1 protein-coding gene is annotated in these 3111 nt (G+C 40.3%); it reads right to left on the reverse strand.

From position 1 onward, the window contains the following. The coding region (locus tag WAE64_RS24665) for a collagen-binding domain-containing protein (RefSeq protein ID WP_340240858.1) at nt 1–3111 on the reverse strand (3111 nt) is incomplete at both ends.

Genomic DNA, 3111 nt, shown 5'->3' on the forward strand with positions numbered 1-3111 from the left:
TTGTTGGTCCAAACATAAGTGAATGGTGCATTACCTCCTGTTACACTTACTGTTGCACTTCCATCATTACCACCATAACATTTTACTTGCTCCGGCGTGATTGTCGCCGATAATTGATTCGATTGTGTAATCGTTATCGTTGCTGTAGCTGAACACAAGTTCTTGTCTGTCACAGTTACCATATAAGTTCCTGCTGTCAGATTACTTGCAGTAGCTGTTGTGCTTGGGTTATTCGTCCACACATAAGTGAATGGTGCACTGCCACCTGTTACTGTTGCTGTCGCACTTCCTGTATTTCCTCCATAGCAATTAACATCTACTTTGTTTAATGTAACTGCTAATTTCTCAGGTTGAGTAATCGTTACTGTTGCAGTAGCTACACACAAGTTCTTGTCTGTCACAGTTACCATATAAGTACCTGCTGTCAGATTACTTGCCGTTGCTGTTGTGCTGGCATTGTTGGTCCATGCATAAGTGAATGGTGCACTGCCACCTGTTACTGTTGCTGTTGCACTACCTGTATTACCACCATAACAATTAACATCTGTTTTATTTATTGATACTGCTAATTGATTCGGTTGGGTGATTGTGATTGTTGCTGTAGCCGCACATAGATTCTTGTCTGTTACAGTTACCATATAAGTACCTGCTGTCAGATTACTTGCAGTAGCTGTTGTGCTTGGGTTATTCGTCCACACATAAGTGAATGGAGCATTACCACCTGTCACACTTACTGTTGCACTTCCATCATTACCTCCATAACATTTTACTTGCTCTGCAGTGATGGTCGCTGTTAACTGATCCGATTGTGTTATCGTTATCGTTGCTGTTGCTACACAAAGATTTTTATCTGTTACAGTTACCATGTAGGTTCCTGCTGTCAGATTACTTGCCGTTGCTGTTGTGCTGGCATTGTTAGTCCATGCATAAGTGAATGGTGCTGTGCCACCTGTTACTGTTGCTGTTGCACTACCTGTATTACCACCATAACAATTAACATCTACTTTGTTTAATGTAACAGCTAATTTCTCAGGCTCTGTAATTGTAATAGTAGCCGTTGCTGTACAACCTTTAGAATCCTTAACTGTAACTGTATAAGTATTAGGAGCTAAATTAGTAAATACGTGAGAAGCAGCTGGAGTTGAGGTAAACGTTGTGCCATTGATACTAAATGTATATTGAGCTGTTCCACCTTGACCTGTTGCTGTTATTTTTCCGTCGTTTTTAGCATTACAAGTAACATCTACTTTTGTAAGTGATACCGTAGGTGCAGGAATTACATCAACTTTGATAGTTGCAGTTGATTTACAAACACCTGTACCACAAGTTGCTGTATAAGTTGTTGTTTCTGTAGGATTAACAACTATTGATGCGCCTGTTTTATTGATTCCACCACCTGTCCAGGTAACTGTAGAAGTACATCCTGTTGAAGTAAGTGTAAATGGTGAGCCTGCACAAATTGGTTCGCAAACTGTTCCATTTTCAATTGTGCCATTAAATCTGTGATAGTGAACTTCTCCACCACCCATTATAAATGATTTTGCAATCACTTGTCCGTCAATATTCGAGCTACTATTTTTAGTTACATCGGCATTAGGTGCAAACAATGTACCTTTCATCGTAGTGCTTGAACTAGAGACTGTCAGGTTAGTAGCATTGTAGAAGTTCCAGATAATATACTGGCCATGAGAATCGCCAATGCCTGACATATTTGGTAGATTCAATGTATAACTACCTGATGTATTAACATTTACAATTAAATACTTAGATGCATCAGGCGCAGTATTAAATACAATTGTTGAGAATGCGTTTAATTGTGAACCTGTCAGATTCCACACATTCGAACCAGCCTGTAAATTAAGTTTTGGCTGGGTAGTATTACCTGGATCATACGATGGTGTAACATTGTTTGTCAGGGTACTCATTGAAGTAGCCGACGACTGGAAGCTAGCAAAAGCAGCAGGGAAGTCGATGCTTCCACAACCTGTTTGCCATGTACCACTTGCCTGGCTAGTATTAATATTAATATATGGTTGCGTATCAAAAGTACCGCTGGTAATTCTCGCATTTCCTCCGTTAGGATAGAAATTCGACCCTGTAATGTCACATACTTTAGCATATCCGCCACCGTTTACATTCAGACCATTGCCAGAAGAGTAAATGATTTTTCCTGCAGAATATACATAAGTTAAATGTCCACCTACTGTAGGTCTGTTAGCATAGCCATTTGGATTTTCACCAGTAATATTACTTGTTCCATTTAATGTAATTGTTCCTCCTGCAGCTATACCCGAATGTACATCACCCGACTTCATTACGATTCCATTCAATGTAAATACGTTGAATCCTAATGCAGGCGCTGTTGGATTAGACGAACCAGCACCAGGAGGGCAAGTAATTATAGTAATTGGGTCTGTTGGAGTTACTTCAATTTGAACCGAAGCCGGTGCGCTCTCACAACCAGTACTTGTGTTTTTACAAGTAACTGAATACGTTGTAGTTGTAGCCGGAGATACTGTAATGCTGCTTGTTGTTTGACCACTTGACCATAATAATGTACCTGTACAACCTGAAGCTGTAATAGTAGTACTTTCTCCCGGACAAATAGAAGGTTTATTAGCATTTACTGTAGGCTTAGCCGGTAGTTCATTTACATTTACAGTTCCGGTTGCGGTAGATTTACAACCAGTGTTAAGTGTACAAGTAGCTGTATAAGGGGTTGTAACTAATGGGCTAACAGTTATTGAAGTTGCTGTTACACCAGTGCTCCATGTTAAAACACCTGTGCAACCTGTTGCTACTAAAGTTGCGCTCTTACCTACGCAAATTGTTTCAGAATTTACACTTATTACCGGATTTGGATTAACCGTCAATTTACCTATTGCCTTACCTTCACAACTTGCATTGTTGGTGGTGATTGTACAGGTCGCTGTATAATTATATGTACCAGCGTTCGCTTGGGTTACTTTCAAGGTCGAACCTGTCGCCCCTGTGTTCCAGGTGATTGTTCCGTTTGAACATCCTGTTGCTACCAATGTCGCTTCTTTGCCTGCACATACTTCTACATCTGCTACGGCTATCTGTGGTTTGCTGTTGGCTTTTACTACGCCA

The sequence above is a fragment of the Emticicia soli genome (assembly GCF_037860775.1).
Taxonomy (GTDB): Bacteria; Bacteroidota; Bacteroidia; order Cytophagales; family Spirosomataceae; genus Emticicia; species Emticicia soli.